The organism is Amycolatopsis sp. NPDC104863, from assembly GCF_055582965.1.
In genome coordinates, this window is the sequence record NZ_JBVJOW010000006.1 from 280,243 (window position 1) to 300,776 (window position 20,534).

21 protein-coding genes and 1 tRNA gene are annotated in these 20,534 nt (G+C 69.7%); 10 read left to right on the plus strand and 12 right to left on the minus strand.

What is annotated here, in order from left to right; all coding sequences use genetic code 11:
* The first annotated feature begins 22 nt into the window (after positions 1-22).
* Positions 23-727, plus strand: a complete 705-nt coding sequence (locus ACZ63J_RS32045) for a carboxymuconolactone decarboxylase family protein (RefSeq protein WP_465399551.1) — start codon at positions 23-25, stop codon at positions 725-727.
* Here ACZ63J_RS32045 and ACZ63J_RS32050 read toward each other — a convergent pair.
* Positions 724-1,176, minus strand: a complete 453-nt coding sequence (locus ACZ63J_RS32050; RefSeq protein ID WP_465399552.1) for a MarR family winged helix-turn-helix transcriptional regulator — start codon at positions 1,174-1,176, stop codon at positions 724-726. The genes ACZ63J_RS32045 and ACZ63J_RS32050 overlap by 4 nt on opposite strands.
* A gap of 24 nt (positions 1,177-1,200) precedes the next feature.
* Here ACZ63J_RS32050 and ACZ63J_RS32055 point away from each other — a divergent pair, with 24 nt between their 5' ends.
* From ACZ63J_RS32055 to ACZ63J_RS32065, 3 genes are all read left to right on the plus strand, one after another.
* Positions 1,201-2,559 (plus strand): MFS transporter, encoded by a 1,359-nt coding sequence (locus tag ACZ63J_RS32055; RefSeq protein ID WP_465399553.1) that lies wholly within the window; start codon positions 1,201-1,203, stop codon positions 2,557-2,559.
* 22 nt (positions 2,560-2,581) lie between these two features.
* A complete protein-coding gene (locus ACZ63J_RS32060) occupies positions 2,582-3,148 on the plus strand; it encodes a carboxymuconolactone decarboxylase family protein (RefSeq protein WP_465399554.1) in 567 nt (188 codons plus the stop codon).
* 63 nt (positions 3,149-3,211) lie between these two features.
* Complete coding sequence (locus tag ACZ63J_RS32065) at positions 3,212-3,982, plus strand: hypothetical protein (RefSeq protein ID WP_465399555.1); 771 nt, start codon at positions 3,212-3,214, stop codon at positions 3,980-3,982.
* Here the strand turns inward: ACZ63J_RS32065 and ACZ63J_RS32070 are convergent.
* Positions 3,954-4,907: a sigma-70 family RNA polymerase sigma factor gene (locus ACZ63J_RS32070; RefSeq protein WP_465399556.1), complete on the minus strand. Its 954-nt coding sequence runs from the start codon at positions 4,905-4,907 to the stop codon at positions 3,954-3,956. The two genes, ACZ63J_RS32065 and ACZ63J_RS32070, sit on opposite strands and share 29 nt — an antisense overlap.
* Positions 4,908-4,939: 32 nt before the next feature.
* Here ACZ63J_RS32070 and dnaG point away from each other — a divergent pair, with 32 nt between their 5' ends.
* The 3 genes from dnaG to ACZ63J_RS32085 are packed head-to-tail and all read left to right on the plus strand — an operon-like array spanning position 4,940 to position 8,189.
* On the plus strand, positions 4,940-6,856 hold the full coding sequence (gene dnaG, locus ACZ63J_RS32075) for a DNA primase (protein WP_465399557.1): 1,917 nt from the start codon (positions 4,940-4,942) through the stop codon (positions 6,854-6,856).
* Position 6,857: 1 nt separating this feature from the next.
* Positions 6,858-7,379, plus strand: coding sequence for a hypothetical protein (locus tag ACZ63J_RS32080; RefSeq protein ID WP_465399558.1), 522 nt, complete (start codon positions 6,858-6,860; stop codon positions 7,377-7,379).
* Between the two features lie 48 nt (positions 7,380-7,427).
* Positions 7,428-8,189 (plus strand): trans-aconitate 2-methyltransferase, encoded by a 762-nt coding sequence (locus tag ACZ63J_RS32085; protein ID WP_465399559.1) that lies wholly within the window; start codon positions 7,428-7,430, stop codon positions 8,187-8,189.
* Here the strand turns inward: ACZ63J_RS32085 and ACZ63J_RS32090 are convergent.
* Complete coding sequence (locus ACZ63J_RS32090) at positions 8,186-8,356, minus strand: hypothetical protein (protein ID WP_465309598.1); 171 nt, start codon at positions 8,354-8,356, stop codon at positions 8,186-8,188. The genes ACZ63J_RS32085 and ACZ63J_RS32090 overlap by 4 nt on opposite strands.
* A 166-nt stretch (positions 8,357-8,522) precedes the next feature.
* Between ACZ63J_RS32090 and ACZ63J_RS32095 the strand changes: the two genes are divergently transcribed.
* Together ACZ63J_RS32095 and ACZ63J_RS32100 are read left to right on the plus strand one after the other, a co-directional pair.
* Positions 8,523-8,595, plus strand: a tRNA-Asn gene (locus ACZ63J_RS32095).
* A 563-nt stretch (positions 8,596-9,158) separates the two neighbouring features.
* A complete protein-coding gene (locus ACZ63J_RS32100; protein WP_465399560.1) occupies positions 9,159-12,464 on the plus strand; it encodes a hypothetical protein in 3,306 nt (1,101 codons plus the stop codon).
* 229 nt (positions 12,465-12,693) lie between these two features.
* On the opposite strand, the gene ACZ63J_RS32105 is transcribed toward ACZ63J_RS32100, so the two are convergent.
* The 9 genes from ACZ63J_RS32105 to ACZ63J_RS32145 all read right to left on the minus strand — a co-directional run bounded on the left by ACZ63J_RS32105 (position 12,694) and on the right by ACZ63J_RS32145 (position 18,536).
* Positions 12,694-13,692, minus strand: coding sequence for an ImmA/IrrE family metallo-endopeptidase (locus ACZ63J_RS32105; protein WP_465399561.1), 999 nt, complete (start codon positions 13,690-13,692; stop codon positions 12,694-12,696).
* Complete coding sequence (locus ACZ63J_RS32110; RefSeq protein WP_465399562.1) at positions 13,689-14,339, minus strand: hypothetical protein; 651 nt, start codon at positions 14,337-14,339, stop codon at positions 13,689-13,691. Before ACZ63J_RS32110 ends, ACZ63J_RS32105 begins: the two co-directional genes overlap by 4 nt.
* A complete protein-coding gene (locus ACZ63J_RS32115) occupies positions 14,323-14,913 on the minus strand; it encodes a sigma-70 family RNA polymerase sigma factor (RefSeq protein WP_465399563.1) in 591 nt (196 codons plus the stop codon). Before ACZ63J_RS32115 ends, ACZ63J_RS32110 begins: the two co-directional genes overlap by 17 nt.
* Positions 14,914-14,947: 34 nt before the next feature.
* Entirely contained in the window at positions 14,948-16,504 is a 1,557-nt protein-coding gene (locus tag ACZ63J_RS32120; protein ID WP_465399564.1) for a hypothetical protein, read from the minus strand.
* The gene (locus ACZ63J_RS32125; protein ID WP_465399565.1) at positions 16,497-16,973 is read right to left on the minus strand and encodes a hypothetical protein; all 477 of its coding nucleotides are present in this window, start codon (positions 16,971-16,973) and stop codon (positions 16,497-16,499) included. Before ACZ63J_RS32125 ends, ACZ63J_RS32120 begins: the two co-directional genes overlap by 8 nt.
* Positions 16,970-17,386 carry a hypothetical protein gene (locus ACZ63J_RS32130; protein WP_465399566.1) on the minus strand — a complete coding sequence of 139 codons (417 nt, stop codon included), beginning with the start codon at positions 17,384-17,386 and terminating at the stop codon, positions 16,970-16,972. Before ACZ63J_RS32130 ends, ACZ63J_RS32125 begins: the two co-directional genes overlap by 4 nt.
* Positions 17,386-17,712 (minus strand): ubiquitin family protein, encoded by a 327-nt coding sequence (locus ACZ63J_RS32135; protein WP_465399567.1) that lies wholly within the window; start codon positions 17,710-17,712, stop codon positions 17,386-17,388. Before ACZ63J_RS32135 ends, ACZ63J_RS32130 begins: the two co-directional genes overlap by 1 nt.
* Before the next feature lie 141 nt (positions 17,713-17,853).
* Positions 17,854-18,303, minus strand: a complete 450-nt coding sequence (locus ACZ63J_RS32140; protein ID WP_465399568.1) for an endonuclease/exonuclease/phosphatase family protein — start codon at positions 18,301-18,303, stop codon at positions 17,854-17,856.
* Positions 18,294-18,536, minus strand: coding sequence for a hypothetical protein (locus tag ACZ63J_RS32145; RefSeq protein WP_465399569.1), 243 nt, complete (start codon positions 18,534-18,536; stop codon positions 18,294-18,296). The genes ACZ63J_RS32140 and ACZ63J_RS32145 overlap by 10 nt, the downstream gene beginning before the upstream one ends.
* Before the next feature lie 54 nt (positions 18,537-18,590).
* On the opposite strand from ACZ63J_RS32145, the gene ACZ63J_RS32150 reads away from it, so the two are divergent.
* Entirely contained in the window at positions 18,591-20,477 is a 1,887-nt protein-coding gene (locus tag ACZ63J_RS32150) for a protein kinase domain-containing protein (protein WP_465399570.1), read from the plus strand.
* Positions 20,478-20,534 lie beyond the last annotated feature (57 nt).

The window sequence follows — 20,534 nt, forward strand, 5'->3', positions numbered from 1 at the left end:
CATCAACTGAGGGAGCACGATCTTGACCACCACGGCTGAACCGACCGGCCTCGACCGGCCGGCCACCCTCGATCCCGTCTTCGCGCAGATGGCCGGCGCGACCGCGCGGTTCGTCCGGGCGATCCCGGAGCTGACCGACCGCGAGAAGACCTTCCTGTGCGTCACGGCGGACGTCTGCGGCGGGAGCCTGGGCCTCGCGTTCACGGCACACGTGCGCGCGGGACTCGAAGCCGGAGTGTCCACTTCGGACATTCGAGAGCTGCTGCGGTTCGTTTCCTACGACTGCGGTTACTCTGTCGCGACCGCCGGGATCGAACGCGTCGCCGAGCTGGAGACCGAGCTCGGCCTCCCGCGGCCCGACGCGGAACCGCTCGCCGAAGAGCTCTTGTCCACCGGTCCGGACGCCGCGCCCAGCCCGCTGCCCGAGCCGACGCGCGCCCGGCTGGCCGGGCTGGACGCGCACTTCGCCGAGTACTTCGATCTGCAGTCCCGCATGCGGACCGGCCACGGCCCCGGCACGCTCACCGAGCGCGAGCGCGGCCTGGTCAGCCTCAGTGTCGACGTCCACTACCGGACGCTGGGGGAGACCTTCCGCATCCACGTCGGACGCGCGCTGCGCGGCGGCGCGGCACCCGAAGACGTCCGCGCGGCGCTGCGGTTCCTCGCGCAGTTCGGCGTCACCCGGGCTTGGCACGCCTGGGAGGTCCTGAACGAAGTCCTGGCCTAACCGAGGACTTCGTCGGCGAGCCGGCCGAGGTAGTCCGCGAAGCGGTCGCGATCTTCCTCGGGCCAGTGGCCCACCAGCGCCTCGAACGCCTGACGCTGGTGGGCGCGCGAAGCGTCGAGGAACTCCTTCGCGGTGTCGGTCAGGGTCAATACCGCGCGGCGGGCGTCGCGGGCCGACGTCGAGCGCACGACGAAGCCGTCTCGCCCCGCTTCGCCAACCATGCGGCTGGCCACCGAGCGGTCGATGCCCAGCTGGTGCGCGACGTCGGCGACCGTCACCTCGTCGTTCGCCGCCCCGGCGATCGCCTGGATGACAAAGAGGTTCGGCACCGTCCACGCCGGTGGGGCGCCGTCGGCGAAGCGCTCGACGACGTCCGGAGCCCACTGGCGCGCCCAGTGGCGGACCAGGCGGAAGAGGGCCGGTCCGCCGTCCGGGCTTGATGCGTGCATAAGGCGTACTATAACGTGTGCTTTATGCACGCATCTCGGAACCTCGCCTATGCCGGCCTGCTGCTCGGGATGGCCATGGCCCAGCTCGACGGCCTGGTCGTCACCGCCGCCCTGCCCTCGATCGGCGAAGACCTGCACGCCCGCACCGGGCTCGTCGCGGTCACCGCGGCCGGCCTGCTGACCCTCACCGTCGCGACGCCGCTGCACGGCCGCCTCGGCGACCTCTACGGCCGCCGGGTGTCCTTCGCCGCGTCGGTGCTGGTGTTCGCCGCGGCCTCGGCGTGGTGTGCCGCCGCGCCCGACGTCGGCTCGCTGATCGCCGCCCGCGCGCTGCAGGGGCTGGGCGGCAGCGGGCTGATCGTGACGGCGATGAGCGCGCTCGGCGAGCTGTTCGACCGCGACGAGCTGCTGCGCCGCCAGGGCTGGCAGACGGCGGTGTTCGCGGCCGCGACCCTCGGCGGCCCGCCGCTGGGCGGGCTGCTCGCGGCCGGCCCGGGCTGGCGCTGGATCTTCCTGGTCAACCTGCCGCTCTGCGTGCCCGCGCTGGTGCTCGGCCTGCGCGGGCTGCCCGCGAAACGCCTTGCCACGCAAGAGAAGTTCGACGTCGTGAGCAGCCTGCTGCTCACCGTCGCAGGCTCCGCCGTGGTCGCGCTCGGCACCGTCGACACGCTCGCCCGGAGTCCACTGTGGACACCACTGCTCGTGGTGACCGCCGTCGCCGCCGGGGTTCTGTTCGTCCGGCGCCAGCGGCGTGCGAAGAGCCCGCTGATCTCGCCGAAGGTGTTCGCGGACGCCGTCCTGGCGCGCGCGGCGCTGGTCAACGGCCTGGCGGGCGCGGCGCTCTACGGCACGTTCACCTACGTCGCCCTGGTCGCCGCGCTGGGCGCCGCCGCGGCCGGCACCGGGATCCTGCTCGTCGCGATGACCGCCGGGCAGCTCGTGCTTTCGGCGTCCTTCGCCGCGCTGGCGCGCAAGCACCCGGAAATGACGGCGTGGGGCCGGTTCGGCTGCCTGCTCGGCACCGCCGGGCTCGCGGCGATCGCCGTCTCCGCGGCTTTCGACGGCACGCCGTGGGTGCTCGCGCCCGGGTTGTTCGCGATCGGCGCCGCCTTCGCCGTCTGCACGTCGGCGTACACGGTCCTGGGGCAGACGCGGGCGAAGCGCGAGCTGATGGGCGTCACCCTGGGGTCGCTGACCTTCGCGCGCCAGGCCGGCGGCCTGGCCGGGGCCGCGGTGTTCGGCTGGCTCGCGCTGGCCACGACCGGCGGGCTGGGCGGGGCGGGCCTCACGGTCGTGTTCGCCGCGGCGGCCGCGACGATGCTGGTGGCGTGGCTCACTTCGCCGGTCGTCACGTCTTCGGGCGCCGTCTCGTCCTCCTCGTGACCGAGACGAAGGAGACCGGAAAATGCCTCGCATCGCCGCGAAGAAGACCACCGAAGCCGGGCCGTTCCTCAAGCTGATCTACCGCTTCGCCGGCCGTCGTTACGGCGCGGTGCCGGAGCCGATGGCCGTCGTCGCGCACCACCCCGGCCTGCTGCGGGCCAACGCCGTGCACGAGCTGATGGTGGAGCGCGCGTCGAAGAAGCTGCCGCCGAGCGTGCGGGAGCTCGCCGTCTACCGGGTCGCGACCCGGATCGGCTGCTCGTGGTGCGTCGACTTCGGCACCATGCTGCAGAAGCACGACGGCCTCGACATCGAACGGCTGAGGAAGATCGACGACTACGCGACGTCGGCGGCGTTCAGCCGGCCGGAGCGGCTCGCGATCGCCTACGCCGACGCGATGTCCGCCGAGCAGGTGACGGTGACCGACGAGCAGGTCGCCGAGCTCGAGCGCGAGTTCGGCCGGGAAGGCGTCCTCGAGCTGACCTACCAGATCGCGCTGGAGAACTCCCGGGCCCGGATGAACAGCGCGCTCGGCATCGTCGACCAGGGTTTCACCTCGGGCGACGCCTGCCGGGTCCCGCTCCCGTAGGACCCGCCGAACCCGACCCCGGTGGGACGCGCCACCGGGGTCCGCCGCGGGACCGTTCCGGGCATGCACCTCGTAGCCAGTGAACGGATCAAGCTCTTCAGCATCAGGACACCCTGGGTGTGCGGCCTGCTCGCGCTGGGCGCCCTCGTCGTGCCGGCCGTGCTCACCGCCGCCACCGCCACCGAGTCGGCGCTGCCGCCGACGGTCGCGAGCACCCAGTTCGGCTCGCCGTTCGGGTTCGTCGCGGTGCTGGTCCTGGGGGCGCTGGCGGTGACGAGCGAGTACCGCAGCGGGACGATCCGCACCGCCTTCCAGGCCGTGCCGAGCCGGATGCCGGTGCTGGTCGCGAAAGCGGCGGTCGTCGGCGGGTACGCGTTCGCGCTCGGCGAAGCCGCCGCCTTCGCGGCCTGGCTCGTGGCGCGGCTCGTCGCGCCCGCCGCCGACCTCGCGCTCGACAGCGCCGCGGACTGGACGATCGTCGCCGGGACCGGCCCGGTGTTCGCGCTCACCGCGGTCTGCGGGGCCGGGTTCGGCCTGCTCGTGCGGCACACCGGCGGCGCGGTCGCGCTGCTCGTCGCCTACCCGCTGGCCGCCGAGAACGCGATCGCGCTGATCCCGGACGCCGGCCCGGCGATCCACCGGTGGCTGCCGCTGAACGTCGCCGCGAAGTTCCTCGGCGGCACCGGCGGCGCCAACGGCGGCCGGGACGGCGGCAACGCGGCGGTGCTCTCCGACTCGCCGCTGAGCCCCGGCTGGGCGCTGGCCTGCTACGCGGCCTTCGCGGCGCTGGTGCTCGCCGCCGGGATCACGGCCGCGCGGCTCCGGGACGCGTGATGCGGGCCAGCTTGTCCGGGTTGACGACGTCGTAGATCGCCACGATCTTCCCGTCGCGGACGCTCACCGACTGCACGTGCTCGTCGAGCGCCAGGAAGCCGTCGCGGCCGGGCATCGGCGGCAGGTACATGCCCAGGTCGCCGTTGACCAGCACCGCCTCGCCGCGCTCGACCATGCCGGGGGCGTACTTGCGCACCAGCCCGAGGAAGAACCGGGCGATCTTGTCCGGGCCGAAGATGAGCTGGCGGGTGGTGCGGCCCTTGCCGTTCGAGTCGCCGACGAGCACGACGTCCGGGGCGAGCAGCTCGGTCATCGCCCGGATGTCGCCCTGCTGCAGCGCGGTGACGAACTTCTCGAGGATCCGCGCCTGGTCCTCGAGCGGCGCGCGCGGCGGCGGGTCGGCGTCGGCGAGGGCCTTGCGCCCCCGCGAGGCGTGCTGGCGAGCGGCCTCGACCGAGACCCCGAGCGCGTCGGCGATCTCCGCGAACGGCACCGAGAAGGCGTCGTGCAGCACGAACGCGACCCGCTGCTCCGGGGTCAGCTTGTCGAGGACGACCAGCGCGGCCATCCGCAGCCCGTCGTCGCGGACCGCGACCTCCAGGGGATCCTCGCTCACCGGCTGCCCGAACGGCGTGACCACCGGCTCCGGCAGCCACTGCCCGACGTACCGCTCGCGCTGCGCGGCGGCCGACTTCAGCCGGTCGAGGCAGATCCGGCCGACCACCGTGGTCAGCCAGCCCCGCAGGTCGCGGATCGCGGCGCGGCCGGCGTCGTCCAGCCCGGCCAGCCGCAGCCAGGACTCCTGGACGGCGTCCTCGGCGTCGGCCCGGGTGCCGGTCAAGCGGTAGGCGACCCCGATCAGGTGACCGCGGTGCTCGGCGAACCGCGCGGCGAGCGTGTCCTGGGCGGTGGGCGTGGAGGCCATGCCCCGAGTGTGCCGCAAACGGCACGTCTAGAGTGGATGACGTGGCAGGACGGATTCGGGAGAGCGACATCGCGGAGGTGCGCGAGCGGAACCGGATCGACGAGGTCGTCGGCGAGTACGTGGCGCTGCGGCGCGCCGGCGGGGGCAGCCTGAAGGGCCTCTGCCCGTTCCACAACGAGAAGACCCCGTCGTTCAACGTCCGCCCGACGCACGGCACCTTCCACTGCTTCGGCTGTGGCGAGGGCGGCGACGTGATCAAGTTCGTCCAGAAGATCGACCTCATCACGTTCGTGGAGGCCGTCGAGCGCCTCGCCGACCGCGTCGGCATCCGCCTCACCTACGAAGGCGGCGGCGCGACGATCCAGCGTGATCGCGGCAGCCGCAGCCGGCTGATCGAGGCGCACCGGGCTGCGCAGGAGTTCTACGCCGAGCAGCTGGTCACCGACGAGGCGCGCGCCGCGCGGGACTTCCTGTCCGAGCGCGGGTTCGACGCCGCCGCGGCCAAGACGTTCGGCTGCGGGTTCGCCCCCGGCGGCTGGGACAAGCTGACGAAACACCTGCTCACGCGCGGGTTCGAGGTCAAGGAGCTGCTGACGGCGGGGCTGTCCAAGGAGGGCCAGCGCGGCCCGATGGACCGCTTCCACCGGCGCCTCGTCTGGCCGATCCGCGACGTCGGCAACGAGGTCGTCGGCTTCGGCGCGCGGCGGCTGTTCGACGACGACCGCATCTCGGCGAAGTACCTCAACACCGCCGAGTCGCCGATCTACAAGAAGTCCCAGGTCATGTTCGGCCTCGACCTGGCCAAGCGTGAGATCGCGAAGCGGCACCAGGTCGTCGTGGTCGAGGGTTACACCGACGTGATGGCGATGCACGCGGCGGGCGTCCCGACCGCGGTCGCGTCGTCCGGCACGGCGTTCGGCGAAGACCACATGAAGGTGCTTCGCCGGCTGATGATGGACGACGACGCCTTCCGCGGCGAAGTGATCTTCACCTTCGACGGCGACGAAGCGGGCCAGAAGGCCGCGCTGAAGGCGTTCGAGGGCGACCAGACGTTCGCCGGGCAGACCTACATCGCGGTCGCCCCGGACGGCATGGACCCCTGCGAGCTGCGCCTGGCCAAGGGCGACAGCGCGGTGAAGGACCTGGTCGCGCGGCGGACCCCGCTGTTCGAGTTCGTCATCCGCAGCACGCTCAAGAACTACGACCTCGACTCGGTCGACGGCCAGGTCGCGGCGCTGCAGAAGACCGTGCCGATGGTCGCGGCGATCAAGGACCGCGCGGCCCGCGACGGGTACGCGTCGAAGCTCGCCTGGTGGGTCGGCTGGCAGGACGTCGCGCAGGTGGTCAACCGGGTCCGCGGCAGCGCGGGCGCGACCGACAAGCGCGGCGGCGCGCCGTTGAAGCAGCCGGCCCGCGTCGGCGCCCCGGCCGTCCAGGCGCCCGCCGAGGACCTGGCCCGCCCGGCGCCGAAGGACCCGCGGTTCGCCATCCAGCGCGAGGCGCTCAAGGCGGCGCTGCAGCAGCCCGCGATCGCCGGGCCCGAGTACGACGCGCTGCCGCTGGAGGCGTTCACGCACCCGGTGTACGTCGCGGTGCACGAAGCCGTGCTGAAGGCGGGCGGGGCCGGTTCGGGCCTGACCGGCCCGGCGCTGCTGGACGCAGCCGCGCCGCACTGTCCGGAAGGGACGGTCCGGCGCGTGCTCTCGGAGCTGGCCGTGGAACCGTTGCAGGCCAAGGACGAAGTCGACTCCCGGTACATCTCGTCGATCCTCGCCCGGTTGCAGGAGAGCCTCGTCGGCCGGCAGATCGCGGAGATCAAGGGCAAGCTGCAGCGGCTGTCGCCGGTCGAAGCGCCGGACGACTACCGCGCGCTCTTCGGTGACCTCGTGGCGCTGGAGCAGTACAAGAAGTCGCTGGGCGAGCAGGCCGCCGCCAGCTCGTGGAGCTGACGTGAGCTTCCTGCGCCGGTTGCTGGGCGACCGCACCCCGTCCGACTTCGCCGGCGCGCTTTCGGACGGCGAAGACGTCATCGACAGCGCCCCGGTCGAGGGCGGCGGCTATCTGGTCGTGACGCAGCTGGGGCTGTGGATCCCGGACGGCGACGGCGCGCGGCGCGTCGGCTGGCACCTCGTCGGCAAGGCGACCTGGGCGGACGGCGTGTTCACGCTGACGGAGTCGGCCGAGGCCGGCGCGGCGGGCGCGGCGGTGATCCTGGCCGACCGGCCGCCGGTCCGCTTCCGGCTGGCCGCGCCGGGCAAGGTGCCGCGCGAGGCCTACCAGCGTGTCGAGGGCTCGATCCGCTCGCGGCACCGGCAGGAGATCGGGGCCGGGGGAGCGTGGTTCGTGCAGCGCAAGGTGCCCGGTCGCGACGGCAGCGTCCTGCAGGTCCGGCCCGACCCGGGCACGGACGCCGAGCTCGTGGCGGCCATCGCCGAGCAGGCCGCCGCGAAGCTGGTCAACCCCGCCGAGTAGCAGTACGCTCGTACTCAGTACAGGCGTACTGTTTACCGGGAGGCTGCCGTGTGGGATCCGGACAAGTACCTCGACTACGCCGACCTGCGCGCCCGGCCGTTCTACGACCTGGTCTCGCGCATCGGCGCCACATCGCCGCGCCGCGTCGTCGACCTCGGGTGCGGCCCGGGGAACTTGACTGTGGCGCTGCGGGAACGCTGGCCTTCCGCGGCCCTGGAGTGCGGTGACAGTTCACCCGAAATGGTGACGGCCGCACGCTCCCGGGGTCTCGACGCGTCCCTGCTCGACGTCCGCGACTGGACGCCGGCGCCGGACACCGACGTCGTGGTGTCGAACGCCGTGCTGCAGTGGGTGCCGGACCACGCGGTCTTGCTTCGCCGCTGGGCCTCGTTGTTGCCTTCGGGCGCGTACCTGGCGATCCAGGTCCCGGGCAACTTCAACGCGCCATCGCACGCGCTGACGAGGGAGCTGGCGGCGTCCCCGGCGTGGTCGTCCCGGCTGGCCGAGGTGGTCCTGCGCGAGGAAGACGCGGTCTCGAGCCCCCTGGAGTACGCGAACCTCCTGGCCGACGCGGGCTGCGGAGTGGACGCCTGGGAGACGACGTACGTGCAGCCGCTGCGGGGGCCGTCACCGGTGCTGGAATGGATCACGGGGACGGCGTTGCGCCCGGTCCGGGCGGCGCTGCCGGACGCCGAGTGGGAGCAGTTCCGCGCGGAGCTGGCACCGCTCCTGGCCTCGGCGTACCCGGCCCGCGCCGACGGAACGACGTGGTTCGAGTTCCGCCGCGTGTTCGTGGTGGCCCAGCTCTAGCGGCGCACCTTCTCCCCGATCTTGGCCCGCGCAACCCCGGCGGCACCTTGCACCATGGGGTGGTCGACGACCCGGCGGTAGGTGCGCACGAGCTGCTCGTACCGCCCCCGGCCTGCCTTGGCGCCCAGCACGTAGCCCAGGCCCGCGCCCAGCAGGAACTTCTTCATCCGCGTCCACGCCTTCCATCGGTTGGTCGTCCGACTGTCCATTGTCCAGGAAAACGGCGCGCAGGGGGCGGTTGCGCCAAGCGGGGGGTGGGTGCGGAGGGTGTGTGGGCATGGGCTAAAGTTCTTCTTGTCGGTCGGCGAGACCGGCACCGGAAGTGAGCGACATTCCCCTGTAGCTCAACTGGCAGAGCATTCGGCTGTTAACCGGAGGGTTCTTGGTTCGAGTCCAAGCGGGGGAGCAAAGCCCAGGTCACTGACCTGGGCTTTTTTGCTACCCCTGAGTAGGGGCGATTTAGTGTCTATTTTGACGATCGTCCAAGGACTGGGCTGGCCATCGATGCTGGTCGCCGACCGCTCGTAGAAGCGCCGCTGAACGCGAACGCCGACCGTGGCAGCTAGCTGAGATGAGTGCAGGATCCATGACGCACCCGACTGAGTGCGTGGCGGTTCCGGCGGCCGGCACTTGCTGAGCCTGGTTGTGATTGCGAAGGGCTCAAGTCAGGTGGACGGAGCGTGCCGGTTCGAGTCTCGTCGGGGGCACACGAAGACAATCATCACCCTGATCGGCCTCGGCTGACCGGCAGGCTCGTCATCGAGGGCACTTACGACCTCTCGTCGATGCGCGGGAGGTCATGATGGGCTCCTCGGACGGCGTGACCAGGTTTGTGACGACGGTGATGGGGATCGTCATCGGGCTGACCTTCGGCTTCGGCGTCCGCGGCGTGGGCGATGCTCCGTAACGCTTCACTTGCTGCTGCGATTTACCAGGAACTGATGATCTCGGTGCCGGAGGGCGGGGCGGATGCGTACTGTCGCCCGTGCGCTCCTGGGCGTCCTCGGCCTCCTGCTCGCGACCGTGGCCCTCACCTACGTGAGTGGTGCGCTGCGGCAGGAGTCGGCCCCTGTCGAGCAACTGGTCATGGACGCACCCGAGCCGTGGGTCACGAACACCACGGTGACCTCGCCGGACCTGGAGGATGCTCTCCGTCGCAGTCCGGCCAAGTCCTTGTCCGTGGCTGCGACCTTGACCATCGTCGCGCCCGGTTCCTCTGGCGACGTCTCTCGCGCGAAGCTCTCGCTGTCGATTACTGGACCGACGAGTAACCCGCTGCTCGAATTGGTCCGGCAAGGCCACGCGCGCGGGCGTGGTTTGGCGCTGGCGTGGTCTGTAGGTGTCGGGACTGAGGTGGTATTGCCGTACGGCGAGCCGCAGACCTCCGTGAGCCAGGGTTCGACGACGGTGACGCTGGCCGCGGCCGGCTACACAAGGTCGGGGCAGCCGACTCCGGTGGGTGTCGTTCCCGTGTACGAGCACTGTTCCGCGCTGACAGACCGGACGATTACCGTCGTCGGGTCGGGCATGGTGGTGTCGTCGGTGGGAGCGCCGCCCGATCCGCGACAGGATTCCGACGGCTGTGCGGCCGGTGCCTGGCAAGAGCAAACCGCGACTCGCGCGGTGTTCCGTGGCATGGGCGCCGCTCGGATCGAACTGGTGCCCGAGTCGGCCGCGCTCCCCGGTGAGCCGGACCTGCGGGTGCCCCTTATCACGGCGGACCAGCAGTCGGCAGGTCTGCTGAACGCGATCCGGTACACCCTCGTCAGTTCGGCGCCGCTGGTGATCGCCTGGCTCCGGTTGCGTGGTCCACGCCGGACGCGCACTCGCGCCGGTTCGCCGGTGATTCCGGCTCGGCCGTCGCTCCGGCAGTGGTCCGCCATGGACACGCTCGGATCGCGGACCGCCGTGATCGTCCGGGCGTTGTTGGTTCTTCACGTTGTCGTCGGAGTGGGCCTGGTGCTCTCGGTCGCTTCGAGCTACTTGACCGAGAAGGTGTTCGCTTCCCCGGATGCCGCGCTGGACTCGGTCATGTCACGTCCCGGTGCGGTTGTCCCCGCCGCGATTGTGATCGCTTCGGCTTTCGTGTGGCGACGGGTCACGCTCCGGTCAGTTCTCGCCTCCGACGACGGCCGATCGACGGTCGCCAAAGACGTCGGGTGGATCGTCATCGCGAGTGCCGTAGTGCTCGTGTCGACCGGTGTCTTGTGGCCCGATAAGTTGATGCAGACGACTTCCAACACCGAGAGGTCGCTTTGGGACACCTGGCTCGGTGTTTTGCTATTCGTCATCGGGGCATTGCAGGCTGCTGCCCTCGTCGGGTTCCTGGTGGCGAAATGGATGGGAGCGACACCGAAGACGCAAGGCCGGATCGCTTGGACAGCGGTGCTGATCACCGGGTTCGGCTTTCTCGTCCTTATCGGCCAGGCCACCTTGTGGTTACCATGGGACGACTGGAACGCGCCCCGCACGTTGGCCGCGTGGCTCTCGACCGAACCGGGCGTCATGGCGATGGTGTTCATCGGCCTCGGCTGCCTTGCACTTCTAATCGCCTTCCTGGCGTTGTTACGCGGACCAAATCCGCGCATCGGCAGAAAGGGCGAGCTGCTCTGGTGGTCCGTGCTGGCGATCGTCGTCGGGTGGTTCGCCATCGCGGGCTTGATGATGCTGGTGGCGGCCTTGCTAAACTTGGGCTACCGGGACGGCTGGCTCTGGTGGGCCTCGGAACCAAGCTGGTCCGAGTGGTATCGCGGACGGTTCGGACACCTCGTCGCGCTCTACCTAGCCATGCTCTTGGCGGCATTCGGTGCCAACCTTCTCGGCCGCACCCTGAGACTGCCGCCGCGCGATCGACTCACGATGGTCGCCGGCGTCACCCTCATCGCGCTCCTGCTGCTCATCGAGCCTGTGACTGCCCGCCAAGGGCTGCTGGGGACCGTGGTCGGTGCGGCGGTCCCGCTGACGGCGGCGGTGTTCGTCTGGCTGACGCTCGACCGGGTCGCCCGGCACGCGCTTGAGGCGGCACCTCCGCAGTCCTGGCTCAGCCGACGACCGTTCCTGCGGCGCTGGCGCGGCCTGCGTGTCGTCGTCGCGCTACTTCTGTCCGTCCCGCTCGTCGTCTACGGCGGCGACGGCGTACCACCGATGACCTGGTACGACTTCAGCACGTTCGCATCGTCTGTGGACAGTGCGCTGCCGCTGTTCGCATTCGGATTCCTGCTGCTGATGCGCCACCTCGGCTCCGCCACGAGAGACGGCGCGCTACGCGGTACTCCCGGGCTCATCCGCGCCGTCGCCGTCCTCGTGGCTGTCGTGGGCATCCTGAGTCCGTCGGCCACCACTCCGGGATTGCCGATCGCGTTCCTCATCGGCTGGGCCTTGGTCGAGGTGTGGCTGCTGCCCCGTCCGGCCGCCGACGCCGAGCGTGCCGCGGCCGGTGCGGCCGCTGACGCGTCGGCGAAAGCCGGCGTACGAGCGGTGGTCCGCGATGCCGTCACCGCCAGAACTGAGGCAGCTCTCGAAAAAGAACTGCGGCAGAAACTCACAGAAGACGCGCCAGACGAAGACACGCAGAACCGTCGGCTGGATCGGATCACTAAACTCACACTCGGCGAACACCGGCTTTCGCGGGAGCAACGGCGCCGGGCCTTCTCGTCCTACGGTGGCGGGACCGCATGGCAGAACGCGCGACAGTTCGCCGGCCTCGGGTTCGTGATCGGTCTTCCGTGGACCGTTCTGGACGTCGCGGCGGTGATCAGCACGCTGACGGGGGGCGGGCCGTACCGGCTCGTCGACGCGGCGACCGGCGTCCTGGTTATCCTGCGGTTCGCCATCGCCGGGCTCGTCGTCGGAGGTGCGTACCCGCTGGTCCGGGGAACCACAGGGCTCGCCAAGGGCTTCAGCCTTTTCATCGCCATGAGTGGCCCGGCTCTCTGCCTTACGTTGCTTCCGGACCCGCGTGCGCACGACGCCCTCGCGAGCGCGGCCCTCCAGCTTGCGCAGTGGCTGTCGTTCGGGCTGATTCTGGGGTTGATGGCTGACTGGCAGGTCCTCCGGCGCCACGGCTACGGCTTGCGTCAGCTCCGGGAACTTCACCGGATGAACGCGCTGACGGCTTCCGCCTCGACGCTTCTCCTCGCCGTGCTCACCGCTGCTGCGACCGCGCTTGGGACCGGCGCTGCAGGAGTCTTGGTCGAACGCGTCCTCACACCTCCACCTGCCGCCCCCGTGCCATCTTCACCCGCCAACCAAGGCACTTCCAGTGGAAGCCGCTGACCGAGTCTTATCGTCGTCGCCGAGCCGGGACAGTTCCACCTGCTGGGCCCGTTGCGCGGCGGGCAGAGCTAAACCGTTCCCGGTACTATGGACGGTCAGGTAGACCGACACGGCGGCCTTCGTCGGATACCCTCCAAAGCTCGCTCAGTGTCGGCTCCGCGGATTCGAGAGAAACGCGATGAACCTGCCATTGAAATGCGTAAGGGGATGGCTTCGGATGATGAGCACGCTATCGGCAGTTGCTGCAGACATCGTTCTCAAGATCGTTCTTGGGAGACTGCGCGAAGCATTCCTTGCAGATTCCGGTCAATGATTGGCGTCGTTGGCAGTCGCACCCTCCGCATCGCGGGCAGAACGGCTTCTCGCAGTCGGGGCAGGGAAACCCTGTCGTGGCACCGGCGAAGCCGCATCGGCACGTGAAGGTAGTTCTTGGGAGGTCGGTTCTCTGGTGTTCTGGGCCGGTCAGGTGAAGCTTGTCGACGTTCCAGAGGTCGAGTTCGGCGAGGACAGCGTACGTGCGTTTCGCAGATGCTGCCGCGTTCAGGTAAAAGGTGTTCCGGGTCCCCCACGGGGTCGACCAGAACGACCTTCGGGCCAGTCGCTGGCCGGGTTGCAGTCTGGCCAAAGGGTGGTCGCTGGGGACACCTTGACCGGGACTGGGGTAGACGGCGGGTCGGTCGACCAGTCGGGCGTGAACGACTTTTTGGGTGGCGCGGTCCGTGATCACGACTGCGCCTGTGCAGGTGAGACGGCGGGCCAAGGCGATGGCGCATACGATTTGGCTGGCCTCAGTCTTCTTGAACAGCTCGAGCAGGTGCTGCCCGGTGACTGGCCCTTTGCCGACGATCGTGTGCAGTACTTCGTCTGGTACGAGGAGCATGGCGGCGATTTCGTCGCAGAGTTTCTCGACCTCGATGGCCGGTTCGTCCTGGTCGGCGACCCAGTTCAGAGCTTCCTCGTCCTGGAGCACCAGCATGTGCCCGTACTCGTGCAGGAGCGTGAAGTTCTCGCGACGTGAGTCCGTGGGTGAGTAGAGCACGGTGTTGTGCGCGCTGAACGACATTCCGTCACACAACCCATGCGCGCCACGGCGAGAAGTCAACTGCGCAACTGCGCGAACAACGAGACCGGTCCCGGTCATTGCTTCGAAAGGCGCCCGGCGAAGTGCTTCTCGAAGTGGTGAGGGGAGCGCCCGCACCAACCTGGTGGCCTGGCTTCTCCTGGTCATGATCTGTCCAAAAAGCCGGGGATCGACCGAAACTGTCGGAGGACGGCAAGCAGAGCTTCGACCGAGCCACCGGTGCGATTCCTATGGGCGGCGTCGGCCAACGTGGACGTGGCGCGCTGGCGGAGCTCCGCAGGCAGGACGCCGGCCTCGGCAGCCCAGTCCGAGAGGAAAGCTTGGATTCGCTGGTCGTCGAAGAAGTCGTCGATGCCACTGGTTGGCTGTACCGCGGTGAGAAGTGCATCGTCTCCGACTGACAACTCTTCGGCGATCGCGGTGATGAGCGCGGGGGCCAGAGCGGGACTGCCGATCTCCCACTTGAACGCGTCCGCCATGGTCACATCCCACCCGCGAGCGTTGATGCGGGCGACGAGCTGACGAAGGTCCAACTGCGACCGTTTGCGCGCGGCCGCGAGTTTGCGGCCGTCGACGAGTACGCCCGGATCGGGCACGAGGCCGAGCATCAGGGCGACGGGGTCATCGTGCCTGACAGGTTCGCGAGTCGGAGGGCCGGTTCGGTCTTTCTCTTCCGCGGCGATTTCGGCGGCGACGTTCACGGCGTCGAGCCAGGGATTCGTCTCGTCGTGCATGTCCGGAGTTTGGCCGTCGTCGGTGCGTTGCCTGGAACCGTCATCAGGGTTGCCGGTCACGCGGACGATTCACCTCCTCTTTGAGCCGCTTCAGTGCTTCCTTATGCAGCTGGCTCACTCGTTGGCCGGTCATGTGCAGCTCTTCGCCGATGTCTTTGTTGGTCCGGCGGTGCGCCTGCTTGGCGATGACGATCGCAAGGGACCGCTCGTCGAGTGCGTCCAGCGCAACCTTGGCGCGGTCTGCGCGCTCCGCCTGTTCGAGATCCTCATCTCGCTCGAGTACAGCGTCGCCAGTCGGGTCGTGCGGTGCGTCGCGGTGAATTCGCGGATCACCGTCGTCGACCTCCTCGTGCTGCCGCGCCATCGCCAGGGTCTTGCAGGCGTTGCCGACCGCGACGTGCAAGTAAGCCTCCCAATTGGACGGCCGGGGCATTCGGCCCTCCTTGCGGTAGTTCACCAGCCGCTCGAAGACGATGCTGAGGGCCGTGCCGGCCTCACTCCGCAGCCTGGGGGGAAGCTTTCCCTCTGCGTACCTCTTCAGGGTCCCGTGGTAGCGAGCGTAGAGCGCGCCGGGGTCGGCCGCCGGGCCGTCGGTTGACCCCGGCGCCTCACCCGCTTCCTGACCGGCGCTCACAGCAGCAGTATGCGCCGAACGGCGGTAAGGGGGGTCATGACGCACCGTGCGCGACCTCGACCGGTACCTGAACGCCATACAACTGCTGGTACCACCGGCGCCGCGTCCCCGAGCGGCACAAGCACCGGCCCGTGCGGTCGGCCGCCACTCGGCGGACCAGCCCGGGCGGCAGTCCACTGAGGTCGACGTCAACCCGGCCCGCCAGCACCGGTAGACCGTGAATCTGTTTCACGATCTCCGCCGCCGCCAGCACCCCGGCGAACCAGGACACCTGCGGCGCGGCCACGGCGACCACTTCCTCACCCGCGGCAGCGGCGCCCATGCGGACCTCGGCTTCGGCGTACGCCTGACGGACCAAGTCGTTGATCGAGCGGCCGACGAGCGCGTCGCGCCGATGTACGGACAGCTTGCCCGCCGCGATCGCCTGGTCGACGTCCTCGGCGGTCAGCTGAGCCCCATCCTGGAGCAGCGCGAGCACCCGCTGGACGGACAACCCGGTGGTCTCGGCGTAGACACCCGCTTGTGTGGCCGGAGGCTGGGCGCTGACGAGGTCGCAGAACGGACACGCGAACCCGTCGCCGAACCCTTCCCTCTGGGCGTGCAAGGAAAGGCCGGACACACCGAGGGACAACGCCGACCGGGCCAGCACGTCGGTTACCTCCAACCGACCCGTGAGGGTGTCAACCGACGACAACACCAGCCCGTCGAAGCCCGGATTCTCCCGGCTGACGACCCAGTCGGCGACGCTCGTGGAGACCGGACGCGTCCCCAGGCCGAGCTTCGTGAGCTTCGAAGCCACGTAGTCGGCCTTCGGCCCGGTCTCGGTCCCAAGGAGCGCCGGATAGCGGAAAGGGTTTCGCGTCCTGTCGAAGATGTCGGAGTCGATGACCGTGATCTTTTCGAGCGCGTCCGCGCTCAACATCCCAGTGAGCTGCGGCGCGAACGCCGTCGCGAGCAGGGCGAGGCTGCTCGTGCCCACCGAGCCGACTCCCGCGACGGCCAGCTTCAGGCGATCGCGGACCGGCGGGAGCACGGGTGTCTCCGGCGCTGCGGTCAGCCCGTAGTCGATCAAGTTCGTCACGTACGGCGCGTCCACCGCAACGCCCGAGAACCCGAGGGGTCCGAGCACGCGGATCAGGAGCTGGCTCACCGCCAGGCACGCAGCCGCGTGTACGCCTAGCGCGTGGGTCGTGACGGCCTCCACGGGCTGCGGAGCCAGGCCGAGACGGACCGTGTAATCGTCGCCACCCACGCCGAGGTCGCCGGCCTCCACCTGGATTCCGAAGGTGACCACGAGGTTCCGCTGCGGTGCGTGCGCGGGATGAGGGCGTACGTAGTCCAGCGCGGTCAGCAGGGCGGCGCTGTCCCGGGCGCCCCACCAGTTGGGTGGCAGGGCGACTGGATGCTCGAAGGCGATGTCGCCGAACAGGCGTGCTGCCATGCCGGTGAACGCCGCCAGCGCGGTGGCCGCCCCGCCGATCACGTCCGCCCCGGCGTGGATCACCACCCGCACGTCGTCCAGGGCACCCAGGAGCTCGGCCGCGGCCGATTCGTCGGCGGCGCCAAGGAGCCTCAGGCGCGGATCAGTCATCAGACTTCACCTCGGGGTCCGCGCGGAGGTGAAGGTTCCGTTCGCTGCCTGGGGGTAGGGACCGCCACTGATCGCCTTCGCGGAGCAGGACTGCACACTCGTCGAGGCCGAGGCGCAACCCGAGCCCGAAGAATGGAACGACGATGGAAAGCGCACCTTCGTGGGTCAGGACGGGGTTCGCGTCGTCGGCAGGTGAGTGGAATGCCTCTGCCGGGTGGGAGTGGATTCGGGCGACGTAGAGCTCTCCGGGTCCGAGGGCCAAGGCCAGTTCGATCTGCCCGGCCCGGGTGACCTCCACGGAGACACCGCCGGCGGCGCCTCGCCACGGTCGTTGCTGCGGAATGACGAGCGCTGCGCCGTTCGGGCTGCTTTTGATCATGGCGGTGCCCTCGTGACCGCGGGTTCCGCGATCTTCGAAGAACATCCGCGCGTCGGCCAGCAGTTGCGCCGGCAGGACCAGGGGGCTCATAGCCCCACCTTGGTCAGGAGGCGGTCCAGGAGGCTGTCCGCTCGGAGTGCGTATCGCACCGCGTCCCACCTTTCTCCGTAGTGGCTCTCGTGGGCGTAGTAGGCCCGGGTTCCGCTGACGCAGACCCAGGGCACGCCGAGGCTGCTGTGGATGCCGTGGGCGAACCCGGTGATCCATTGGTCGAGGGGGAGCACGTCGCCCACGTCGTCGACGAGGGCGACGTCGAACGGCTCCGCGTCGTACCGGGAGCCGTCCAACCGCAACGTCCACGTGCCGCCGGCGGGCGGCCGCAGCGTCATCAGCAGGCTGGAACCCTCGCGGCGGAGGTCTCCGGCGCGAGGGCCCAGCCGTGCCCGCGCCTGCTCGACCTCGATGTCGAGCAGGTCGGCCAGCACCCGGGGGTGCAGGGCCATCAGCCGTCGACCTGCGGCTTGCGGTTGATCAGCACGAGCACGTCGTCCTCGCGCACGCCCGCGTGCTGGAGGGTCGACGTGGGGTCGAGCTCGCCTTCGCCGCCGCGGGGAAGGGTCAGGGCGTACTCGCCGTCGACGAGCTCGCCCTTGTTGACGAAGTACTTCACCGCCTTGCGGGTCAGGTCGGCGACCTTGTCGTCCGGCTTGACCGTCTCCCGCACCTGGTGGCCCGCCAGCGTCCGGACGGTCACGTGGAACGGGTGGTTGCCGCCGCCGTGGCCGGCCTGCGCGTCGTGCTGTCCCTGCGGGACATTGGTATTCGGCATCGTTCTCCTCCTCGGTTTCGGTGCCGTGTACCGAGTAGACGATCGACCTCGCCAGAATGAAAATCCCCAGGTCAAGGACATCTTCTGTCGCAGCTGGAATGGGCCGTGTCGGCGGGGGCTCGCCCCGATGGATTCCCCTCCTCAGAAGGACGGGTGCGTCGCCGGTGGTGGCCTCGTAGGCCTGGCCTGGTGGAAGGCGTCGATACACGAGCGTTTGCGCGTGGTTTTGGCCTCGGTGGCGTCGCGGGAGGGCACGTAGGCGCCGAGGATGCGCACCGGGCCGCGGTCGGTGCGCACGATGATGCCGGCCAGCCGGGCCGCAAGGTATGTCATCGCGGCACCGACAGGGTCCACTGTGGACTTCAGCTTGGACAGCAGCAGGACGCCGCGTTCCTTGTCCGGGTGGTCGGGGTAGGTGACCGACCAGCCGGCGTCGGCGAAAGACTCGGCGATCAGGTGGGTGCCGGGGCCGGAGCCGGTTTCGGTGAGCACGACGACGTCCTCGGCGCGGCGGGCGAGCCAGTCGCGTTGGCGGCGGGCTCGTTCGAGGGCGGGGTTGCCGACGTTGAGGGTGAGGACGGTCAGTGGCATGCCGGGCTCTCCGTGGGGATGCGGTGGATCAGGTCGACGATGGTGCCGGCCGTGGTCTGGGGATCGTCGGCGCAGTCGACTACCTGGTTGGGCCAGCCTTGGTCGCGCAGGAACGTCGTGGCTGCGAGGTAACCGTACGATTCGCGGAAACTGATTTCCGCGGTGCGTTCGAAGCTGCTGTGTGCGCCTCGCGCGCGCCGTCGGCGTTCGTCGTCGAGCACCTCGTCGCGCACGATCGCCTTGGCGAAGGCACCCTTCCCGAGACCAGTTCACCTACGCTGTCGTGTATGAGCGAGCAGCTGGGGCCCTACCTCCTCGACAGCCTGATCGGGGCAGGCGGTATGGGCGAGGTGTGGCGCGCGAGAGACACCCGCCACCACGACCGTCCGGTTGCGCTGAAGCTGCTCCCGCGTGAGTACGCCAACTCGCCCGAGTTCCAGTCGCGGTTCCGCAGAGAGGCGCGGCTGGCCGCGATGCTGCGCAGCCCACACGTGGTGCCGATCCACCAGTACGGCGAGATTGACGGCAGGCTGTTCATCGACATGCGGCTGCTCGACGGAACCGACCTGAGTGACGTCCTCGGCCCCGGGCCGTTGTCGCCGGAACGCACGGTCGATGTCGTCGAGCAGCTGGCGAGCGTTCTGGACATGGCCCACACGGATGGGCTCGTCCACCGCGACGTGAAGCCCTCGAACGTGCGAATGCTCGCTGACGGCTTCTGCTACCTCCTCGACTTCGGCATCGCCATCATGCCGGAGATGACCGTGACCACCACCGACGCCGATGAACGAGTCGTGGGAACGTTGCAGTACATGGCGCCGGAGCGGTTCGGGAGGAACCAGACCGACCACCGGGTCGATGTGTACTCGCTGGCTTGCCTGGCCTACGCCTGCTTGACCGGACGGCCGCCGTTCGAATCGGAAAACCTCGCCGCGGTGATCGAGGCACACCGGGCTTGGCCGCCGCCGCGGCCGTCGGCGGGCCGCCCGGATGTCCCCGCGGCGCTGGACGTGGTGATCGCCGTGGGGATGGCCAAGGACCCCGCCGATCGCTATCCCAGCGCGGGTGCACTGGGGGCCGCCGCCAGGCAGGCGCTGAATCCCGGTGCGACGCGGCAGGATCTGAGTGCGACGAGACGATCCCGGCGTCCCTGGGTGGTCGCCGGTGCAGTGGGGGCGGTCGCCGTGGTCGCAACCGTCGCCGCCACGATCGACTGGGATGGCGAGCCGTCGCCGCCTGCCGCCGTCGCCGTACCGTCGTCGACTTCTGCGCCGGCGCGAAAACCGGTTGCTCTGCCCGCCCTTACGGCGGCTCGCGACGTACCGGTCGGGAAGAAACCCTTCGAGCTGGCGGTGTCACCGGACGGCCAACGGGTCTACGTCGCCGACGAGGGCGGTGCCACCGTGACGGTGGTCGACACCGCAAGCGCCACCCCGACCGCGACCGTGCCCGTGAGCGGCAACCCGTCGGGGATCGTCGTCGCGCCGGACGGAAACGCCGTATGGGTGGCCGTGCCCCAAGGACTGCAGGAGATCGATCCCGCGACGAACACCGTGCGGCGCACGGTCGGTCTGTCCGCGCGGGCGTATTCGGCGGCGATCACCGCGGACGGCCGGTACGTGTACGTTGCACTGCAGCGCGACAGCAAGGTCGTCGAAGTGGACACCACCAGCGGGCGGGTTGCCCGGGAGTTCCCAGTGCCGTTGGCCGCGGGCCTCGCACTGTCGCCGGACGGTTCGACGCTGGCGGTGACCGCGCTCGACGAGCCGACGCTGACGCTGCTCGACCGTGCCGCAGGGACCGAGCTGGGCCGGGTTCCCCTGGCGAGCGGGTCGTTCGTGCCGGCATTCACGCCGAACGGCCAGGCGGTGTACGTCAGCGAGCTGGCAACCGGCAGGGTCGTGGTGGTCGACGTGGCGTCGCGCCGGGTCAGCGGCGGCTTCGCGCTGAAGAAGGCTGCGGTCAAAGTGGCGTTCTCACCGGACGGGCGGCAGGCCTACGCGCACGGGGAGAACAACGAACTGACAGTCGCCGACACCTCGACAGCGTCCATCACTCGCCGTGTCCCACTGCGCGCCGACAACTCGGCCGCCGTCGCGGCCTCCCCCGACGGCTCCCGCGTCTACGTCCTCGACCAAGACCGCGACACCCTCATGATCATCCCCTCGCCGTAGCTCGTTGTGGCACGCCCTTGCCGGGGAGATCGCCATCCTTCACCGGCGAGCTCGATC